The organism is uncultured Agathobaculum sp. (genome assembly GCF_963927765.1).
Taxonomy (GTDB): domain Bacteria; phylum Bacillota; class Clostridia; order Oscillospirales; family Butyricicoccaceae; genus Agathobaculum.
Genome location: NZ_CAWVCU010000030.1, coordinates 1 through 18,014, shown reverse-complemented (window position 1 = coordinate 18,014; position 18,014 = coordinate 1). Strand labels below are relative to the sequence as shown.

At 57.1% G+C, this 18,014-nt stretch carries 21 protein-coding genes; 20 read left to right on the top strand and 1 reads right to left on the bottom strand.

Annotated features, from left to right (window positions below; genetic code table 11):
• From ABGT74_RS01970 to ABGT74_RS01875, 20 genes are all read left to right on the top strand, one after another.
• A partial coding sequence (locus ABGT74_RS01970; RefSeq protein ID WP_346704243.1) for a tyrosine-type recombinase/integrase occupies positions 1–169 on the top strand: 169 nt, incomplete at its 5' end.
• Positions 170–282: 113 nt separating this feature from the next.
• Positions 283–1,386 (top strand): redox-regulated ATPase YchF, encoded by a 1,104-nt coding sequence (ychF, locus tag ABGT74_RS01965; RefSeq protein WP_346704241.1) that lies wholly within the window; start codon positions 283–285, stop codon positions 1,384–1,386.
• 241 nt (positions 1,387–1,627) lie between these two features.
• Positions 1,628–3,355: a VanW family protein gene (locus ABGT74_RS01960; protein ID WP_346704240.1), complete on the top strand. Its 1,728-nt coding sequence runs from the start codon at positions 1,628–1,630 to the stop codon at positions 3,353–3,355.
• Positions 3,356–3,409: 54 nt separating this feature from the next.
• On the top strand, positions 3,410–4,405 hold the full coding sequence (locus tag ABGT74_RS01955) for a DUF975 family protein (RefSeq protein ID WP_346704239.1): 996 nt from the start codon (positions 3,410–3,412) through the stop codon (positions 4,403–4,405).
• 445 nt (positions 4,406–4,850) lie between these two features.
• A complete protein-coding gene (metG, locus tag ABGT74_RS01950) occupies positions 4,851–6,785 on the top strand; it encodes a methionine--tRNA ligase (RefSeq protein WP_346704238.1) in 1,935 nt (644 codons plus the stop codon).
• Between the two features lie 88 nt (positions 6,786–6,873).
• Positions 6,874–7,323: a D-aminoacyl-tRNA deacylase gene (gene dtd, locus ABGT74_RS01945; RefSeq protein ID WP_346704237.1), complete on the top strand. Its 450-nt coding sequence runs from the start codon at positions 6,874–6,876 to the stop codon at positions 7,321–7,323.
• Positions 7,324–7,342: 19 nt separating this feature from the next.
• Positions 7,343–7,975 carry an MBL fold metallo-hydrolase gene (locus tag ABGT74_RS01940; protein ID WP_346704235.1) on the top strand — a complete coding sequence of 211 codons (633 nt, stop codon included), beginning with the start codon at positions 7,343–7,345 and terminating at the stop codon, positions 7,973–7,975.
• Positions 7,975–9,438, top strand: coding sequence for a coproporphyrinogen dehydrogenase HemZ (hemZ, locus tag ABGT74_RS01935; RefSeq protein ID WP_346704242.1), 1,464 nt, complete (start codon positions 7,975–7,977; stop codon positions 9,436–9,438). The genes ABGT74_RS01940 and hemZ overlap by 1 nt, the downstream gene beginning before the upstream one ends.
• A 14-nt stretch (positions 9,439–9,452) precedes the next feature.
• Positions 9,453–10,376 (top strand): nucleoside kinase, encoded by a 924-nt coding sequence (locus tag ABGT74_RS01930; protein ID WP_297283262.1) that lies wholly within the window; start codon positions 9,453–9,455, stop codon positions 10,374–10,376.
• A gap of 90 nt (positions 10,377–10,466) precedes the next feature.
• Entirely contained in the window at positions 10,467–10,859 is a 393-nt protein-coding gene (locus ABGT74_RS01925; RefSeq protein WP_346704234.1) for a hypothetical protein, read from the top strand.
• A gap of 62 nt (positions 10,860–10,921) precedes the next feature.
• Positions 10,922–12,547, top strand: coding sequence for a polysaccharide biosynthesis protein (locus tag ABGT74_RS01920; RefSeq protein WP_346704233.1), 1,626 nt, complete (start codon positions 10,922–10,924; stop codon positions 12,545–12,547).
• Between the two features lie 16 nt (positions 12,548–12,563).
• The gene (mazG, locus tag ABGT74_RS01915; RefSeq protein ID WP_346704232.1) at positions 12,564–13,355 is read left to right on the top strand and encodes a nucleoside triphosphate pyrophosphohydrolase; all 792 of its coding nucleotides are present in this window, start codon (positions 12,564–12,566) and stop codon (positions 13,353–13,355) included.
• An 18-nt stretch (positions 13,356–13,373) separates the two neighbouring features.
• Positions 13,374–13,652, top strand: coding sequence for an HU family DNA-binding protein (locus tag ABGT74_RS01910; RefSeq protein ID WP_297283258.1), 279 nt, complete (start codon positions 13,374–13,376; stop codon positions 13,650–13,652).
• A gap of 1 nt (position 13,653) precedes the next feature.
• A complete protein-coding gene (locus tag ABGT74_RS01905; RefSeq protein WP_297283257.1) occupies positions 13,654–13,896 on the top strand; it encodes an RNA-binding S4 domain-containing protein in 243 nt (80 codons plus the stop codon).
• 74 nt (positions 13,897–13,970) lie between these two features.
• Entirely contained in the window at positions 13,971–14,255 is a 285-nt protein-coding gene (gene yabP / locus ABGT74_RS01900) for a sporulation protein YabP (RefSeq protein WP_346704231.1), read from the top strand.
• 6 nt (positions 14,256–14,261) lie between these two features.
• Positions 14,262–14,720, top strand: a complete 459-nt coding sequence (gene yabQ, locus ABGT74_RS01895; protein WP_297283255.1) for a spore cortex biosynthesis protein YabQ — start codon at positions 14,262–14,264, stop codon at positions 14,718–14,720.
• A 47-nt stretch (positions 14,721–14,767) separates the two neighbouring features.
• Positions 14,768–15,049 carry a septum formation initiator family protein gene (locus ABGT74_RS01890; RefSeq protein WP_297283254.1) on the top strand — a complete coding sequence of 94 codons (282 nt, stop codon included), beginning with the start codon at positions 14,768–14,770 and terminating at the stop codon, positions 15,047–15,049.
• Positions 15,050–15,083: 34 nt separating this feature from the next.
• Positions 15,084–15,539 carry a S1 RNA-binding domain-containing protein gene (locus ABGT74_RS01885; protein WP_297283253.1) on the top strand — a complete coding sequence of 152 codons (456 nt, stop codon included), beginning with the start codon at positions 15,084–15,086 and terminating at the stop codon, positions 15,537–15,539.
• Between the two features lie 217 nt (positions 15,540–15,756).
• On the top strand, positions 15,757–16,929 hold the full coding sequence (locus ABGT74_RS01880) for an amidohydrolase (protein WP_346704230.1): 1,173 nt from the start codon (positions 15,757–15,759) through the stop codon (positions 16,927–16,929).
• Positions 16,926–17,768 carry a fumarate hydratase gene (locus tag ABGT74_RS01875; protein ID WP_346704229.1) on the top strand — a complete coding sequence of 281 codons (843 nt, stop codon included), beginning with the start codon at positions 16,926–16,928 and terminating at the stop codon, positions 17,766–17,768. Before ABGT74_RS01880 ends, ABGT74_RS01875 begins: the two co-directional genes overlap by 4 nt.
• A 7-nt stretch (positions 17,769–17,775) precedes the next feature.
• Here ABGT74_RS01875 and ABGT74_RS01870 read toward each other — a convergent pair.
• Positions 17,776–18,014: hypothetical protein (locus ABGT74_RS01870; RefSeq protein ID WP_346704228.1), on the bottom strand; the 239-nt coding region annotated here is incomplete at its 5' end.

The following is an 18,014-nucleotide window of genomic DNA, read 5'->3' as shown; positions in this document are numbered from 1 at the left end:
GCGCCATACCTACGCAACCCGTGCGATTGAAAGCGGAATGCAGCCGAAAGTGCTGCAAAAGCTGCTGGGACACGCCAGCATTAAAACAACAATGGATCGGTATGTCCACGTAACCGATGAAACGCTGGATCAGGCGGTCAAGCAATTTCAACTTAGCAGCGTATGTTGATATAACTTCATACCAGTCGATGCGCAAATGGCGTAAAAATGGCGTAGCCGCCAAAACGCCAAAGCGCGAAAAACCTTGTAAATACAGCATTTTTTAAGGAGATGTAGAGATATATGAAATTAGGTATCGTCGGACTGCCGAACGTGGGAAAGTCCACACTGTTTAACGCAATCACACAGGCGGGGGCGGAAAGTGCAAACTATCCCTTCTGCACCATTGACCCGAACGTGGGCATGGTCGCCGTGCCGGACGAGCGCCTGCAGCCGCTGACCGAGCTGTACAACGCCAAAAAGACCACGCCTGCCGTGGTTGAGTTCGTCGATATCGCGGGTCTGGTCCGCGGCGCGAGCAAGGGAGAGGGACTGGGCAACAAGTTCCTGTCCCACATCCGTGAGGTGGACGCAATCGTGCACGTCGTGCGCTGCTTTGAAAATGAGAACATCGTGCATGTCGAAGGCTCGGTCGACCCCGCGCGCGACATCGAGACGATTAACCTTGAGCTGATCCTCGCGGACATTGAGCACCTCGAGCGCCGTCTTGAGCGTACGCGCAAGGCCGCCAAGGCGGACAAGAAGCTGCTGGCGGATGTGGATATCCTGGAAAAGCTCAAGGCGCACCTGGAGGAAGGCAAGACCGCCCGTACCTTTGAAGGCTTTGCCGACGATGATGACGTACAGCGCGTGATCGGGGAAAGCGATCTGCTGTCCGCGAAAAAGGTGATCTATGCCGCCAATATGGACGAGGCGGGTTTCACTGGCGATAAAACCGAAAATGAGCGCTTGGCGGCCGTGCAGAAAATTGCGGACGCAGAGGGCGCAATGGTGCTGCCGATCTGCGCAAAGCTGGAAGAGGATATCGCCGGGATGGACGCAGAGGAAAAGGAAATGTTCCTGTCCGAGCTGGGGCTGCATGAATCCGGCCTCGACCGTCTGATTAAGGTCTGCTATGACCTGCTTGGCCTGATGAGCTATCTGACCGCGGGTGAGCAGGAGGTACGCGCGTGGACGATCGAAAAGGGTACCAAGGCGCCGCAGGCAGCTGGTAAAATCCATTCGGACTTTGAACGCGGCTTTATCCGCGCGGAAGTGATCCAGTATAAGGACCTGATTGAACTCGGTTCGCTTGCAGCAGCAAGGGAAAAGGGTCTGGTTCGTTCGGAGGGCAAGGAATATGTGATGCAGGACGGAGATGTGGTCCTCTTCCGCTTTAACGTATAAAAGCTTATATAACTGTCAGAAAGCACCGTCTTTGACGGTGCTTTCTGCTGTTTGCGGGATAAAAATAGGCTTGTTTTTTATTTTACCGAATTGTTATTGCTTCCCCCACTATTGCAGTATATAATAAGAGCGGCGAATCATGTCGAATGGCTGTGGATATGCTGATTTTTGTTTTTTTCGGTAAATTGTATGATGTTTCGCATATCTGCATATATAAATAGCGGAAAAGAGGAAGAACAAGTTGAGCATCCTGAAAAATAAACAGAAGGAAGGAACGCATGTGGCCAAGCGCACCGCAAAGACGGCTGCTTCCCAAAACGGAAAAAAGCAAATGCGTGTGCCGCTGGCTGCGAAAATCGCGGGCGGCATGGTCGCCCTGCTGCTGGTTGCATTGTGCGGCTTCACCTATCTTTATCCGAATGTTTTCCCCGGTGTTACGGTCGGAACCATTCCGGTTGGTGCAATGACGAAGAGTGAGGCGGAAAAACAGGTCGCCGGTAAAAGTGAGTCGCTTTACAAAGATGCGAAGCTGTCGCTGACCATTTATGACACGACGTATGACATTCCGGTGCGCGATGTGCTGGAAAGCGTGGACGAAACGCAGTCGGTAAAAAATGCCTATGCCGTGGGCCGAACGGGCAACCCGTTTGCCCGGATGTGGGATGTGGTGAAAGCGGCGGTTGGCATGAACGAGGCGCAGATCGCCGCACAGGTTGACGAGGACGGGCTGACAGAAGCGCTGGAAGAGATCGTTTCCAAGGCGCTGACTGAGCCGGTCGAACCGACGTGGGAGATCGGCACGGACACGATGACGATCCATGCAGGCAAGCCGGGCGTGAATTTTGATACGGATGCCGTGCGGTCGCTGCTGGAGGAAAAGATCCGCCTGATGGATTTTGAACCCTATGAGGTGTCGACTGAGCTGACCGATGCTCCGGCCATTGATATCGACAAAATCGCGGAAGAGACGATTGGCGATCCGGTCAGCGCGACGGTCAGCAAGGAGGATGGCAAAACCATCATTCCGGAAAAGGTCGGCGTGCAGTTTGACGTGGAAGAGGCGAGAAGCATCATCGGGGACGGCTCGGCGGAAAGCTATACCATTCCCATCACCACAACGGCTGCGAAGGTGACAGCGGAGGATCTTAAGACCAAGCTGTTCAAGGATACGCTCGCGCAGACCTCGACCTCACTGGATGAGAGCAATACCGCACGCACCAACAATGTCCGGTTGGCGGCGGCATCCATCAACGGTACAATCCTCAATCCGGGCGATGAGTTTTCGTATAACACGGTCGTCGGAGAGCGCACCGAAGCGCGTGGCTACAAGCCGGCAGGCGCTTACGTCAACGGGCAGGTTGTCGATGAGTTTGGCGGCGGCGTGTGCCAGCCTTCGTCTACACTGTATATGGCGGTGCTGCGCGCGGATCTGGAGGTCACCGAGCGGCATAACCATTCCTTTACCGTGGCGTATACGCCGCTCGGAGAGGACGCAACCGTGGATTACGGCAATTTGGATTTCCGGTTCAAAAACAATACGGATTACCCCATCAAGATTTTGGCTGAGCAAACAGATGGCAAGATGATTATGACCATCGTTGGCACCAAGACCAGCGACAAAACGGTGGAAACCCGTACCGAGGTGCTGGAAACCTATTCTCCACAGACAATCGAGAAAAAGGACAGCTCGATGATGGTTGGACAGACGCGTGTTGATACGACCCCGATCACCGGCTATTCCACACGCACCTACAAGGTGATTACAGAAAACGGAAAAACAACCGAGGTGCTGGCCAATACGTCCAACTATGTCAAGCGTGATAAGATCGTGTATGTCGGAACCAAGCAGCCGGCACCCACTACGACGCAAACCCCATCGACCGGAGGAAACGAAACGAGCAGCGGAGAGACCGCGTCGGATGGAGCATCCGGCTCGACCGGGGACAGCGCAACGGAAACGGCAAGCTAGCAAACGCAGGCGGCTTCATAACATCAAATATCAGCATCGGTAGGAGGATGACGGATGAAACAAGAGTTTACCGCGCAGACGCGCAAAGAGATCAAGAAAGCCTGTAAGGGACGGGTGATGAACAATCTGGGACGCTGTATTGGCATCAACTTTTTGTATGCAGTGCCGTTTGTGCTGCTGTTCCTGATGATGTATCTGTCGATGTTCGGCCGGGTGTTTGCCATGGTGATGGCGGGATACACCGATGAGTATATGCTCAGCATGGCACTGACACAGAGCATGAATACCGTTTGGATCGTGGTGTTCCTGATGATCGTTATCAGCGGCCCCCTTTCCTTGGGCATGATGCGGTTTTATCTGGGATTGCAGCGTGGGGAGGAACCGGGTGTCAGCACCCTGTTCAAGCCCTTCACCTCGCTCCGTTCGGCATGGGCAGGCATCAAGATGGAATTTTGTTTGGCGTTCCGCTCGATCCTGTGGATGATCGCGCCGACCATTGTGTATATGGTGCTGGCGTTTTCTTTGGCAATCAGCGCGGCGATGAACGGCAATGCGAACAGTGTTTCCGTGGTGTTGACGGTTCTCAATATTCTGTACATCATTGCGCTCATCCCGATCGAGATCAAGGTGATGACTTACAGCGCGGGTTGGGCCATCCTGTGCGACGATGAGACGCACAGCGTCTGGGATGCAACGCGTGAAGCGTCTGCGGCCTTTAAAGGGCAGTACGGCAAGCTGTTTGTGTTTGTGCTTAGCTTTATTGGTTGGTATATCCTGCTGCTGGGCGCTGTTTATCTGTGCAGCGGTCTTGGCGTTGCCGGTCTGGTTCTGGTACAGGGCGGCACCGGCATTGCAATTCTGGTGACGGCGCTCATCGCGGCGCTTTGCCTTGGGATTCTGCTGGGTGCATTCCTGAATGCTTATGAGATGACTTCCTTCTTCGGCATGTACGAGTATCTTTCCACACCGATAACGCCGGTCATGGGACCGCAGGACACCTCTTTCACCGACTCCTGGCCGGGACAGGGCGGAGACGGCACCCCGCAATAAACCAAAATGCAGATCGAAACGGCGGGTTTTCCCGCCGTTTCGCGCGCTTGACAGTGCTCACGGGCAATGCTATAATGAAACCATTATATCGGCAACACGGCGATGAAGAGGAAAGTACGCGGCGCAGTACGGCAAAGCGAGTCCCGGATGGTGCAAGCGGGATGCGAAGGGCGCGGTGGAAAATGGCCTCGGAGCACCGCACCGACCGGCGGTATGCCCGCCATAGGCTGCGGCGGGAGATTCCCGTTATCGGATCGGGGTATGGCAGTACCCGTTAAGGCGCGCCGCCGCGAGGGGCGCGTGAAGCAAGGTGGTAACACGGAAGCGGTTTGCTCTCGTCCTTGGATGATATTCATTCGGGGAGGAGGGCTTTTTGTTTCTTTGCCAACATGCGTATGAAAACGGATAAAATTTCGCAAACCTAAGGATAAAGGAGAAGGAAAAGATGGACAAGAAACCCTACTATATCTCGACGGCGATTGCCTATACTTCGGCAAAGCCGCATATCGGCAACACGTATGAGATCGTGCTGGCCGACGCCATCGCGCGCTATAAGCGCCTGACTGGCTATGACGTTTATTTCCAGACCGGCACCGATGAGCACGGCCAGAAGATTCAGGAAAAGGCGGAGGCTGCGGGCATCACGCCGCAGCAGCACGTCGACAATGTCGCAGGACAGGTCAAGGAGATCTGGGACCTGATGAACACCACCTACGACAAGTTTGTCCGCACGACCGACCCGATGCATGAGAAGAAAGTGCAGAAGATTTTCAAGAAGCTGTACGATCAGGGCGATATCTACAAGGGCAGCTATAAGGGCAAGTACTGCAAGCCCTGCGAGTCCTTCTGGACCGAGAGCCAGCTCAAGGATGGCTGCTGCCCGGACTGCGGCCGCCCGGTCGTGGATGCGGAGGAGGAGGCTTACTTCTTCCGCATGAGCAAGTATGCCGATCGTCTGATGAAGCACATCGAGGAGCATCCGGAGTTTATCCAGCCTGAGAGCCGCAAGAACGAGATGGTCAACAACTTCTTGAAGCCCGGCCTGCAAGACCTGTGCGTATCGCGCACCTCGTTCTCGTGGGGTATCCCAGTTGATTTCGACCCCGGCCACGTTGTGTATGTGTGGCTGGACGCGCTGACCAACTATATCACCTTCTGCGGCTATGATCCGGACGGCAACCATGACGAGCATTACAAGAAGTTCTGGCCGGCCGACGTGCATCTCATCGGCAAGGATATCATTCGTTTCCACACGATTTACTGGCCGATCTTCCTGATGGCACTGGGCGAGCCGCTGCCCAAGCAGGTATTCGGTCACCCGTGGCTGCTCGTGGGCGAGGGCAAGATGTCCAAGTCGCTCGGCAACGTGATTTATGCAGACGATCTGGTGCGTCTGTTCGGTGTTGACGCGGTGCGCTACTATGTGCTGCATGAGATGCCGTTTGCCAACGACGGCGTGATCTCCTATGAGCTGATCTGCGAGCGTATCAACTCGGAGCTTGCAAACGTACTGGGTAATCTGGTCAATCGCACGATTGCGATGACCAAAAAGTATTTTGACGGTATCGTGCCTGCTCCGGCGGATGCCGAGCCGGTGGATGACGAGCTGAAGGCAGTTGCGCTTGGCCTGCCTGCTGCGGTTGAAAAGCGCATGGCCGACCTGCACGTTGCGGACGCGATCGATGAGGTGTTTGCGCTGCTGCGCCGCTCGAACAAGTATATCGACGAGACCATGCCGTGGGCGCTCGCGAAGGACGAAGCCAAGAAGGGCCGTCTGGGCACGGTGCTGTACAACCTGCTTGAATCCATCCGCTTTGCGGCGACCATGCTGCGCCCGTACCTGCCGGAGACGGCGGACAAGATCTTCGCGCAGCTGGGCACCGAGGACAAGGGCGTCGAGAGCCTTGCAGCGTTCGGCGGCATGACCGCGGGCGCATCGGTGGGCGAAGCGTCCATTCTGTTCGAGCGCATCGACATCCCGAAGAAGCTGGCCGAGATTGAGGAGGAGAAGAAGGCGCAGATGGAGCCGGAAAAGCCGGCTGTCACCTTCCTGCCGGATATTCCGTTTGACGACTTCTGCAAGGTCGATATGACCGTGTGCAAGGTGCTGGCCTGCGAGAACGTCAAGAAGAGCGAGAAGCTTCTGAAATTCCAGCTGGACGACGGTTCGGGCACGCCGCGCCAGATCCTGTCCGGCATCGCGAAGTACTACAAGGCGGAAGACCTCGTCGGCAAGACGGTTGTTGCCGTCACCAACCTGCCGCCGCGCAAGATGATGGGGCAGGAGTCGAACGGTATGCTGCTGTCCGCCGAGAAGGACGGCAAACTCAATCTGCTCATGCTCGATGATGCGATTGAAGCCGGCTCGAAGCTGTGCTAAAATGAAAGAGCGAAAGGGGCTGCGTGCTGTCGCAGCCCCTTTTCCAAATAAGGAGGGCGCGGCAGTCGCGCCGGAAATGAGGGAAACTATGCGGGCACTGATTCAGCGTGTGTCGCGTGCGTCGGTCACGATCGACGGCGCAGTGCGCGGGCAAATCGGGCAAGGCTTTCTCGTCCTGCTCGGTATCACGGACGGAGATACGGTGGATGACGCGGTTTATCTGGCCGATAAAACGGTCAAACTCCGTGTGTTCACCGATGAAAATGATAAAATGAACCGGTCGCTTGCCGACGTCGGCGGCGGGATTCTGGTCGTATCGCAGTTTACGCTGTACGGCGACTGCAAAAAGGGCAACCGCCCGAGCTTTACCGCGGCGGCGCGGCCGGAGACCGCGATTCCGCTCTACGAAGCGTTTATTGCGCGCTGCCGCGAGAGCGGCCTGCCGGTCGAGACCGGTGAGTTCGGCGCGGATATGAAGGTCGATCTGCTCAACGATGGCCCGGTTACCCTGTGGATGGACACCGCGCAGATGCGGTGACGGAAAGGAGATCATGCTTATGAAAATCATGCAGCTTTGCGTTGGTGCGGTAGCTACCAATTGCTATATTGTTTATGACGAAAACAGCTGTGAGGCCGCGGTGATCGACCCGGGCGACAACGCGCCCTCAATCCTTCATGCTGTGGCGGAGGAAAAGCTGACGGTCAAGTATGTGCTGCTGACGCATGCGCATTTCGACCATATTCTCGCCGCGCATGAGGTGCTGGAAAAGACCGGCGCAAAATATGTCGTGCCGGAGGGAGACCTGTGGTTGCTCAAGCACGAGAACATGCGCCCGTTCCGCGCACTGGCGCGTGGCTATATCGAGGACACGCCGGATATTGTGGCAACCGAGGGTACGAAGGTCGCCTTTGGCAACCTGATCGCGACCTATATGAACACCCCGGGACACACGCCCGGCTCGTCGGTCATTCAGATTGAGGACTGCCTGTTTACGGGTGACACACTGTTCCGTCACGAATGCGGCCGCTGCGACCTTGAGGGAGGCGATTTCAGCCAGATGCTGCACTCGCTCAAGCGTCTGCACGATCTGGAGGGCGACTATAAGGTGCTGCCCGGACATGAGGGGCTTTCGACCTTGTCCGAGGAACGTGTTGCCAATTCGTATATGCTGCAGGCGGTCGGTAAGTGATGGTTTATACCATGGAAGGGCATGCGCTCAAGCATGCCGTGGAGGAAATGTTGTTCCATCTGCTGCCGACCATTACGCTGACGCGTGTGGATGCGGTAGAGGATGGCGATTGGTGCCGCAGCATTCTCACCGAGACGGACGGACAGGCGCAGGCAAAAGCAATCGTCTGTCTGGACGGTATGGTGCGGGAAAGTGTGCGTAGTGCGTCGGTTGCAGGATTGCAGCCGCTCGACTATAAACGCACGGTAACTGAACTGGTCAAAACGACTGTATACGACGCGGTCGTGCCCGCGCTGCAGCAGCCGCCCGTTTGGGGCAGTCTGACTGGTGTGCGTCCGGCAAAGCTCGCGCGCGGACTCATTGAGCGCGGCATGAGCCGCGGCGAAACGGCGGAATATCTGCGGGAGCATTTCCATGTTTCGCCTGCCCGCACGGCGCTGACCATTCGTGCGGCGGCGACTGCGATGGAGCTTGACCGCGCGATCGGCCCGGACGATATTTCGCTCTATGTCGGCATTCCGTTTTGTCCGTCGCGGTGCTATTACTGCTCGTTCGTTTCGTCCACGACCGCGCAGTCGGGTCATCTGATCGAGCCGTACCTCGATACGCTGTGCCGAGAGATCGAGGAGACCGCTGCGCTCGTGCGCGAGGCGGGCAAGCGGGTGCAGAGTGTGTATATCGGCGGCGGCACGCCGACTACGCTGGACGAAAAACAGCTGGCGCGTCTGCTCGCGGTGCTGGAAAAAAGCTTTGATTTTTCCGCACTCCGTGAATATACTGTGGAAGCGGGGCGACCGGATACGATTACGCCGGAAAAACTGGCGGCGCTGCGGGCGGCAGGCGTCGGGCGCGTGAGCATCAATCCGCAGTCCATGGAGGATGCGGTACTCGCCGCTATCGGACGGCGGCACAGCGCACAAGATGTGCTGTGCGCCTATCAAGAAGCGCGGCGGGCAGGCTTCGATGCAATCAACATGGATGTGATCGCGGGTCTAACCGGAGACACGGCGGACAGCTTCGCCCGCACGATCGACACGCTGATCGGTCTTGCGCCTGAAAATATCACGGTGCACACGCTGGCGATCAAGCGCGGCGCAGATTTGACGGATAAAGCGGCGGCCTCTGCACAGCGTGATACGGTTTCGCGCATGCTGGACGGCGCGGCGCAAGCGCTGCAAACGGCGGGGTACGGGCCATACTATCTGTACCGGCAGAAGTTCACCGCCGGCGGCTTTGAAAACGTCGGCTGGTGTAAACCGGATACCGAATGCTTTTACAATGTGACCATGATGGAGGAATTGCAGACCATTTTGTCGCTGGGCGCGGGCGGCGTGTCCAAGCGCGTCGAGCGCGCGACCGGCTGGATTGGGCGGACGAACAATCCCAAATATCCGCTCGAGTACATCCGAGCCGCCGACCGGCTGGCAGATGGCAAACGCAAGCTACTATTTCCCAAGCAATAAGGAGGGAACGGGTTATGGCGGAATACACGCTCAAATATATCAATCACCGCGCGCGGTATGATGCGGCGGAGTTTATCCGGGATTGTGAACAGCAATATCATGAGCAAGTGCTTTTCGTGGCGGAAGAGATCGCGCGCAACAGCACGCACAAGCCGATCGTGCTCATCAACGGGCCGTCCTCTTCGGGCAAGACCACGACCAATGACCGCATCGCGCGCGCGTTGAAAGCGCATGGCATCCATGCCGAGATGATCTCAATGGATGATTATTATCGCACGGTCGGCACCTACGAGATTCCGCCCGACCCGGAAAACGGTGTACCCGATTTGGAAAGCCCGGACTGCATGAATCTGCCGCTGCTCAGTCAGCATCTGGCGCAGCTGGCGGAAGGACAAGAAATCAGTTTGCCGCGGTTTGATTTTGAAACGCGCACTTCGATTCCAGATGCGCGCACGCTGCGGCTCGACCCGGACGAGGTGGTGCTCATCGAGGGCATCCATTCGTTCAATCCCGTTATCATGGGCGATCTGGCGCATGCGTCGACTGGCGTGTATTTGTCGGTGGCCAGCGCGGTCGTCTCCGAAGAGGGAACACGGCTGGAGCCATATATGCTGCGCTTTTTGCGCCGCGCCATGCGCGACAGTCTGTTCCGCAACTCCCCGGTCGAGGAAACCCTGCATCAGTGGAATTCGGTGCGACGGGGCGAGCGTCTGTATATCGCGCCGTATCGTGGGCAGGCTAACCTGACGGTGGATACGTTTTTGCCGTATGAACTGTGCATCCTGATGCAGCAATTGACGCTGCGGCTGCAGCAGTATGCAGAGGCGCTGCCCGCAGCGGATCTTGCGCCGATCGGCGCGGTGCTGGGGCAGGTGGCGCCGATTGATTATATGGATTTCCTGCCGGAGGATTCGGTGCTGCATGAGTTTATCGGCTGAAACAGGCACAAAACCTTGCTTTTTGGCAGGGTGTGAAGTATAATAAACCAAATATGGCGGTCTTTAGCCGCGTGGAAGGAGCGATGGGCGATGGATGCAAAGGTACAATCGTTTCTGGACAAAATCAAAGTGATGGCGGAAAAAACCGGCAAGGCTGCTGGCCGTGCGGCGGATGTCGCGGGCAAAAAGGCGACCGAGCTGGCCGGTGCGACCCGCATCAATTTGCAGATTTTCGATCTCAATACCGAGTGCGAGGTGCTCTACAAGGAGATTGGGCGAATGGTTTATGAGCTGCACCGCGGCAGCGAGGTTTCAAACGACGAAATGGATGAAAAAATCACCGCGGTAGACGCAAAGCAGGAGAAGATCGCGGCTTTGCGTGAGGAGCTGGCGGGGATGAAGACGATCGTGGTCTGCCCGCACTGCGGCAAAACATGCAGCCGAGAGGATGCGTATTGCTCGGGCTGCGGCGGCGCGCTGTGAACACATATTTTGGAGCGCCCTGCCATACGGTAATATAAGAAAAAGCAAAGGGCGTGTATTGTTTGCAGCGAAAAAAACAGAATTTTATCCAAGGCGCGGTCATTTTGATGGTGGCGAGCCTGATTGTAAAAGTGATCGGCGCGTTTTTCCAGATTCCGCTGCAGAACATGATCGGCGGGGAGGAGTCCCCGGCGTTCGGCCTGTTCAGCGCGGCATACCGCATCTATACCGCGATGCTCATAATCTCGACGGTCGGCCTGCCTGCTGCGCTGTCCAAAATGGTGGCTGAGGCGACCGCCTGCGGGCGTGAGCGTGAGGTGCGCCGCATCGTGCGCGTGGCGGCGGGCATTTTTGTGCCAGTCGGCGTGCTGGCGACGGTAGTGCTGTTCTTCGGCGCGGGTACGTTTGCAGGCTGGATCAAGAACCCGGATGCGCGGCTGGCAGTCATGGCGATTGCGCCGAGCGTTGCGATGGTCGCCATCATCTCGGTATTCCGCGGATATTATCAGGGACGCGCGAACATGGTGCCGACCGCGGTTTCGCAGGTGATCGAGGCGATGGGCAAGCTGTTTGCCGGTCTGGGTCTTGCGTACTATGCCAAACAGAACGGTATGGACGATTCGGTCGTTGCAGCGCTGACCGTGCTGGGTGTTACATTGGGCGAAGTGGTGGCAGCCGGTTATATGATGATTCAGGCGGGCATCAGCCGCCGCCGCAGTGAGAGGGTACAGCTGCTCAGCGACGCGGTGCGGCCGACGCGGGAGCTGGTCAAAACGCTGCTTTCGCTTTCCATTCCGATCACGATCAGTTCGGCGGTTATGAGCCTGACTGACCTGATCGATGTGGCACTGATTGCCGCGCGGCTGCAAAGCCCGGCGGTCGGCATGACAGCTGAGGCGGCAACGACCGCCTACGGCATCTATACGGGTACGGTGAATTTCTTCAACCTGCCGCAGACACTGATTACAGCGCTTGCGGTGAGCGTATTACCTACTATTGCCAGTGCGCGGGCATCGCAGAACTTTACTAAGGTGTCCAAAACCATGGGAACGGCTATGCGTTTGACTATGATTATCACGCTGCCGGCAGGTGCGGGATTCCTGTTGCTGTCCAGCCCGATCCTGCGGATGTTCTATTCGGTGGGCGTATCCGAGCAGGGCGGCCCGCTTATGGCGATGCTGGGCTTTGCTGTGCCGGCGGTGGCGCTGGTTGCGGTGACGAACGCCACTTTGCAGGCGTTCGGGCGCATTGATTTGCCGCTGATCTCCATGTTCTTGGGCGCGGTGGTCAAGATGCTGGGCGATTATTATCTGATCGGCAATCCGGAGTTTGGTATTCTGGGCGCACCGATCAGCACGGCAGTGTGCTACTGGCTGATTGCGCTGCTCAATCTGTTCCATATTGCGCGGCTGTCGCATGCGCTGCCGCCGCTCGGCAAAACAGTAGGGCGGCCGCTCGCGGCTACAATCGGCATGGGAGCGGCAACCTATCTCAGCCATACGGTGCTGCTGCGTGTGCTGGATACGGCGCCGGGTACGCTTTTGGATAAGCTGGCAACATTGATCGCAATTGCAGTTGCAGCGGTGGTGTATGTCGTTTTGCTGCTGCTGCTGCGCGCCGTGGAGCGCGAGGATGTGCTGTTGCTGCCGAAGGGCGAAAAAATTGCCAATATACTACATTTGAAGTGAGCGGGAAGTGCGAAAAATGGTTGATTTTCAGCAAAAAGATAAATATGAGTTTGAGGATCTGCTGCGGATCATGGAAATCCTGCGTGCGCCGGATGGCTGCATGTGGGATCGGGAGCAGGATCACCAGTCCATCCGCCGCAACTTTATCGAGGAAACCTACGAGGTCTGTGAGGCGATCGATGAGCAGGATGCGGAGCATTTGAAGGAAGAACTGGGCGATGTGCTGCTGCAAGTCGTGTTCCATACGCAGATGGAAAAGGAGAAGGGCGTATTCGACATCGGAGACGTTGCGGACGGCGTGTGCAAAAAGCTGATCTTCCGGCATCCGCACATCTTCGGATCGGTCGAGGTCGGCTCTTCCGAGGAGATTTTGCGCAACTGGGATGCGCTCAAGCGTGTGGAAAAGCATCAGGAGACCGACACCTCTGCGCTCGACAGCGTGGCGCGCAGCCTGCCCGGATTGATCCGCGCGGAAAAGCTGCAAAAGAAAGCGGCAAAGGTCGGCTTTGACTGGGAAAACGTGCAGGGCGCACTGGATAAGGTCGAAGAAGAGACAGCGGAATTGCAGCAGGCGATGAACGGCAGCGGCGACGTGGAAGAGGAATTGGGCGATCTGCTGTTTGCGATGGTCAACGTCGCGCGGCACTTGAAGGTCGACCCGGAGCGCGCGCTGGAAAAAACATGCGACAAATTCATCAGCCGCTTTGCGTCGATGGAACGGCAGGCGCATGAGGAGGAAAAGACGCTGTCTGATTTGTCGCTGGAGGAATTAGACGCGCTTTGGACCAAAGCGAAAGCAGCGGAATAAAGAACGGAGGAATACGGCATGAAGAAAGGAGATTTTGTCACGCTGATTGCGGACAAAACCGGATTGTCGAAAAAGGATACGGAAAAAACGATGGACGCGCTGTTTGCAGCCATCGGCGATGCGCTTGCTGCCGGCGATAAGGTGCAGATCGGCGGCTTTGGTTCGTTTGAAACCAAGCAGCGCGCGGCACGCACGGGGCATAACCCGCGCACGGGTGAAGAGATCGAGATCGCTGCCGCGATCACGCCGGTCTTTAAGCCCAGCAAGACTCTCAAGGATAAGGTGGATAACAAGTAACGTGAGACTGGATAAATACCTCAAGGTCTCCCGCCTGATTAAGCGCCGTACCGTGGCGAACGATGCGTGTGATGCTGCGCGTATCACGGTCAACGGCAAGCCTGCCAAGGCTTCGTATCAGGTCAAAATGGGTGACATCATTGAAATTGCGTTCGGCCAGCGCACCATGAAGGTGGAGGTGCTTGCCATCGCAGAGCATGCCCTCAAGGCAGACGCAGCCGCTATGTATCGGGAGATTTCCTGATTTGGTGCTAAAACATCCCGCCCCTTCATAGGATGAAGGGAGCGGGATGTTTTTTTGCAGGGAGGGAATGGCTGATGGCATCCGAAGATCGCAACAGGGAAATGCCGCACAATATCATTCTGGAAGGGCGGGAGAAGCTGTCCATTTCCGGTGTTTTGGATGTGCAGAGCTTTGACGAAGAACAGGTGCTGCTGGAAACCGTGCGCGGGATGGTCGTCGTGCGGGGGCAGGGACTGCATGTCGAGCGGCTGCAGCTGGAGACTGGGGAACTGATCGTGGAAGGTGAGATCGGGTTGATCGAATATGACGACAGTGTGCAGCCGCGCGGCAGCTGGTTCAAACGGCTGTTCGGCGGGTGAAACGGCATGGAGGTATTTTCCAATCAGGAGCAGCTGCGGCTGTTTCTGCAAAGCATTCTGCTGGGCGTGGGCATCGGCGCGGTGTATGACCTGCTGCGCGCGCCGAGGCGGGTGTTCGGGTTTGGATGGCTGGCGACGGCGGTGTGCGACGCATTGTTCTGGCTGGTGCTGCTGGCGGCACTCTTCGAATTTAATCTGCTGTTTGCGATGGGGCAGAGCCGCTATTTTGTGCTGGCCGGCGCGGCCGGCGGCGCGGTTTTGTATTTTCAGCTGATCAGCGCTGCTGTGCTTGCCGTGCTCGAGGGCGTGCTGCGGGGAATTGTACAGTTGATCGCCGGTCTCTGCTGGCTGGGCCGGACCATCCGGCAGCGCTGGCGGCAAAGCCCGCTGGTGGGGAAAATTCGATTTTTCGCGAAAAAGTTTGCAAAACCCTCTTCCATTTTTCGTGGGAAAGGTATAAAATAAAATTCAGATCAGTTTGACGCGGACAGACAGTACGAGGTGAGATAACAGTGTCAAAGCGGAAAATGCCGGTTGTGGTAAAAATAGCGATGCTGGCGTTTTTGCTTTATGCGGTGGTCACAATCGTTCGGCTGCAATCGCAGATCGCGGATAAACGGGCAGAGCTCGACTCCCTGAGCCAGCAGGTGCTGGAATATGAGGAAGCCAACGAGCAGCTGCGGCAGGAAATGCAGAACGGCATTACTGAAGAGGACATCGGCGAACTGGCCCGTTCGGAGCTGAGCTATGCGGAACCCGGGGAACGTGTTTTTGTGGACACCTCCAGCCGGTAAAAGGGAAAAGATTAACGGAGGCAAAAAAACTTATATGGATTTGGCAGTGGGAACGATTGTAGAAGGTAAGGTAACGGGCATTACCAAATTCGGCGCGTTCGTTGCGTTGCCGGAGGGCAAGTCGGGCATGGTGCATATCTCTGAGGTTGCGTCCAGCTTTGTCAACGATATCAAAGATTTTCTGCAGGAAGGGCAGACGGTCAAGGTCAAGATCATCAACATTGACCAGGCCGGACGCATCAACCTGTCGATCAAGAAAGCGCAGCCACAGGAGCAGCGGCCGGAGCGGTCAGGCGGTTTTGCGGCCCGTCAACCGCGTTTTCAGCAGCGTTCCGCTGCACCGCGCGGGCGTGCGGCACAGCAGCCGAAGGACCCTGCGACGATGAGCTTCGAGGATAAATTGAAGGCGTTTATGTCGGACAGCGAAAGCCGTCAGGCGGATGTTCGTCATGCGACCGACCGTAAAAACGGTTCGCGTCGCCGCAGATAAACAGAAAAACCGAGGGCGACCTCGGTTTTGTTTTTATCCCGCAGTATCCGACAGATTTTGCGGAAACACGCAAAAAATGCGCCCTTCCTCGCGGAAGAGCGCCAAAAGTAGGATTGTGGGGATAAAGATATGAACGGTGCATGGCAGCTTTTCAACTGCCATGGTTAATATACCATATTTTGCCAGTTATGTCAATGCTTTTTTCAAAGAGGTTTTCATGAAACAACTGCTGATCAAAAATGTAACCGTTTGGACGATGGACGAGGCGGATACGCGCTTTTCCGGCTGGGTACTCATCGAGGATGGGAAAATCGTCGCCACAGGCACGCAGGCACCACCGGACTGCGAGCAGGTGTTCGATGGCGCGGGCGGTGTTTTGACACCCGGTTTGATCGACATTCATTCCCATCTCGGTCTGTATGAGGACGGGCTGGGCTTCGAGGGCGCGGACGGCAACGAGGACACCGATCCCGTCACGCCGCATCTGCGCGCGATCGACGGCATCAATCCGATGGACCGCGCGTTCTGCGAAGCGGTCGAGGCCGGTGTGACCGCGACGGCGGTCAGCCCGGGCAGCGCGAACCCAATCGGCGGGCAGATTGCGCTCATCAAAACAGCGGGACGTCGGGTGGACGATATGGTGCTCAAAGCGCCGCTGGCGATCAAATTTGCGCTCGGAGAAAACCCGAAGTCAGTCTATCACGATAAGGATGAAAGCCCGGTCACCCGCATGGCGACGGCTGCGCTGATGCGGGAGCAGTTATATAAGGCCAAGGAGTATTTGGCGCGGAAAGAGCGTGCTGAGAGTGACCCGGAGGACGACGGGCCGGACTACGACGCAAAGCTGGAGGCGCTTCTGCCGCTGCTCTGGGGTAAGATCGAGGCGCATTTCCATGCCCACCGTGCGGACGATATCTTTACCGCGCTGCGTATTGCCAAGGAGTTTGCTATCAAGCCGGTCATTGTGCACGGCACGGAAGCGCATTTGGTGGCCGATTTGCTGGCGGCGGAGGGCGTGCCGGTCGTGAGCGGGCCGTATATGACCGATCGCTCCAAGCCGGAATTGCGCAACCTGACCGATGCAGCACCGGGGATTCTTGCCCGCGCGGGCATCCCGACCGCCATCACGGTCGATCACCCGGAGATTCCGCTGCGGCTTCTGCCGATGGCGCTGATGCTTGCCGTGCGCGCGGGGATGGATAAAACCGATGCGCTGCGCGCGGTCACGTCGGTGCCGGCGCAGATTGCGGGCATGGCGCAGCGTATCGGCAGCTTGCAGGTTGGGTTGGATGCAGACTGCGTGCTGTGGAGCGGCGACCCGCTGGATTTTGCAACTCAAGTGCAGGCCGTTTGGGTAAACGGCGCACTGGAATACAGGAGGACAACATGAGAACGATCGACGTTTCGGAAGTAACAAAGCTGGTGCGGCAGCTGTGCATCGACGCAAACTATTACCTGCCCGCTGATCTGCGGCAGGCGTTCGTGGACGGCCAGCAGGCTGAGCAGTCGCCGCTGGGCAGGGAGATTTTCGGTGAGATGATCGCAAACTGCGATTTGGCGCGCGAAAACGATGTGCCGGTCTGTCAGGACACCGGCATGGCGATCGTGTTTGCCGAGGTCGGACAGGACGTGCACCTGACGGGCGGCGCATTTGAGGACGCGGCGACCGAGGGTGTGCGCCGCGGCTATATCGACGGTTATCTGCGCCTGTCCGTCGTGGGCGATCCGCTGCGCCGCGAGAATACGAACGACAACACCCCGTGTGTGCTGTATACCTCGATCGTGCCGGGTGACAAGGTGCGCATTACGGTTGCGCCCAAGGGGTTCGGTTCGGAGAATATGAGCGCGATGAAGATGTTCACGCCCGCTGCGACCAAAGAGCAGATCGTGGATTTCATTGCGGATGCCTGCATCAACGCAGGCTCGAACCCCTGCCCGCCGATCGTGATCGGCGTAGGTTTGGGCGGCACGAGCGATAAGGCGGCGTTCTTGGCCAAGCGCGCGCTGCTGCGTCCGGTGGGAGAACACAACGCCGATCCGCTGTATGCGGAAATGGAGCAGGCGATTCTGGACAAGGTCAATGCCTCGGGCGTCGGCCCGCAGGGACTCGGCGGCACAGTGACCGCGCTTTCCTGTGCGATCGAGCCGTTCGGCACGCATATCGCAGGCCTGCCGTGCGTGGTGAATATCTCCTGCCATGTCACGCGCCATGCAGAGGGCGAGATTTGAGGAACGGTTAGGGAAACTGCTGAACAATTTGTGAACTTGCGTAAAATAGATTGGACATTTTGCCCGAAGGCGTGGTATACTGAATATAGCAAAACCCCATATGGCGGCCGCAGCCATCGGCGGACGGCAACGCCAAAGTATCTTGGGCATTCTGCCCGATAGGAGATGATGTTATGAAGTTTACCATCGTCGAGAGAAAAATGAAAATTGACGACGATCTGCGGCAATACGCGCTGCGCAAGGTCG

Coding starts and splice junctions, on each gene's coding strand:
- ABGT74_RS01885 (WP_297283253.1), top strand. CDS start 15,084: ATGGATTTGGCAGTGGGAACGATTGTAGAAGGTAAGGTAACGGGCATT.
- mazG (WP_346704232.1), top strand. CDS start 12,564: ATGGTTGATTTTCAGCAAAAAGATAAATATGAGTTTGAGGATCTGCTG.
- ychF (WP_346704241.1), top strand. CDS start 283: ATGAAATTAGGTATCGTCGGACTGCCGAACGTGGGAAAGTCCACACTG.
- ABGT74_RS01875 (WP_346704229.1), top strand. CDS start 16,926: ATGAGAACGATCGACGTTTCGGAAGTAACAAAGCTGGTGCGGCAGCTG.
- hemZ (WP_346704242.1), top strand. CDS start 7,975: ATGGTTTATACCATGGAAGGGCATGCGCTCAAGCATGCCGTGGAGGAA.
- ABGT74_RS01910 (WP_297283258.1), top strand. CDS start 13,374: ATGAAGAAAGGAGATTTTGTCACGCTGATTGCGGACAAAACCGGATTG.
- ABGT74_RS01880 (WP_346704230.1), top strand. CDS start 15,757: ATGAAACAACTGCTGATCAAAAATGTAACCGTTTGGACGATGGACGAG.
- ABGT74_RS01955 (WP_346704239.1), top strand. CDS start 3,410: ATGAAACAAGAGTTTACCGCGCAGACGCGCAAAGAGATCAAGAAAGCC.
- ABGT74_RS01930 (WP_297283262.1), top strand. CDS start 9,453: ATGGCGGAATACACGCTCAAATATATCAATCACCGCGCGCGGTATGAT.
- ABGT74_RS01940 (WP_346704235.1), top strand. CDS start 7,343: ATGAAAATCATGCAGCTTTGCGTTGGTGCGGTAGCTACCAATTGCTAT.
- yabP (WP_346704231.1), top strand. CDS start 13,971: ATGGCATCCGAAGATCGCAACAGGGAAATGCCGCACAATATCATTCTG.
- yabQ (WP_297283255.1), top strand. CDS start 14,262: ATGGAGGTATTTTCCAATCAGGAGCAGCTGCGGCTGTTTCTGCAAAGC.
- dtd (WP_346704237.1), top strand. CDS start 6,874: ATGCGGGCACTGATTCAGCGTGTGTCGCGTGCGTCGGTCACGATCGAC.
- metG (WP_346704238.1), top strand. CDS start 4,851: ATGGACAAGAAACCCTACTATATCTCGACGGCGATTGCCTATACTTCG.
- ABGT74_RS01925 (WP_346704234.1), top strand. CDS start 10,467: ATGGATGCAAAGGTACAATCGTTTCTGGACAAAATCAAAGTGATGGCG.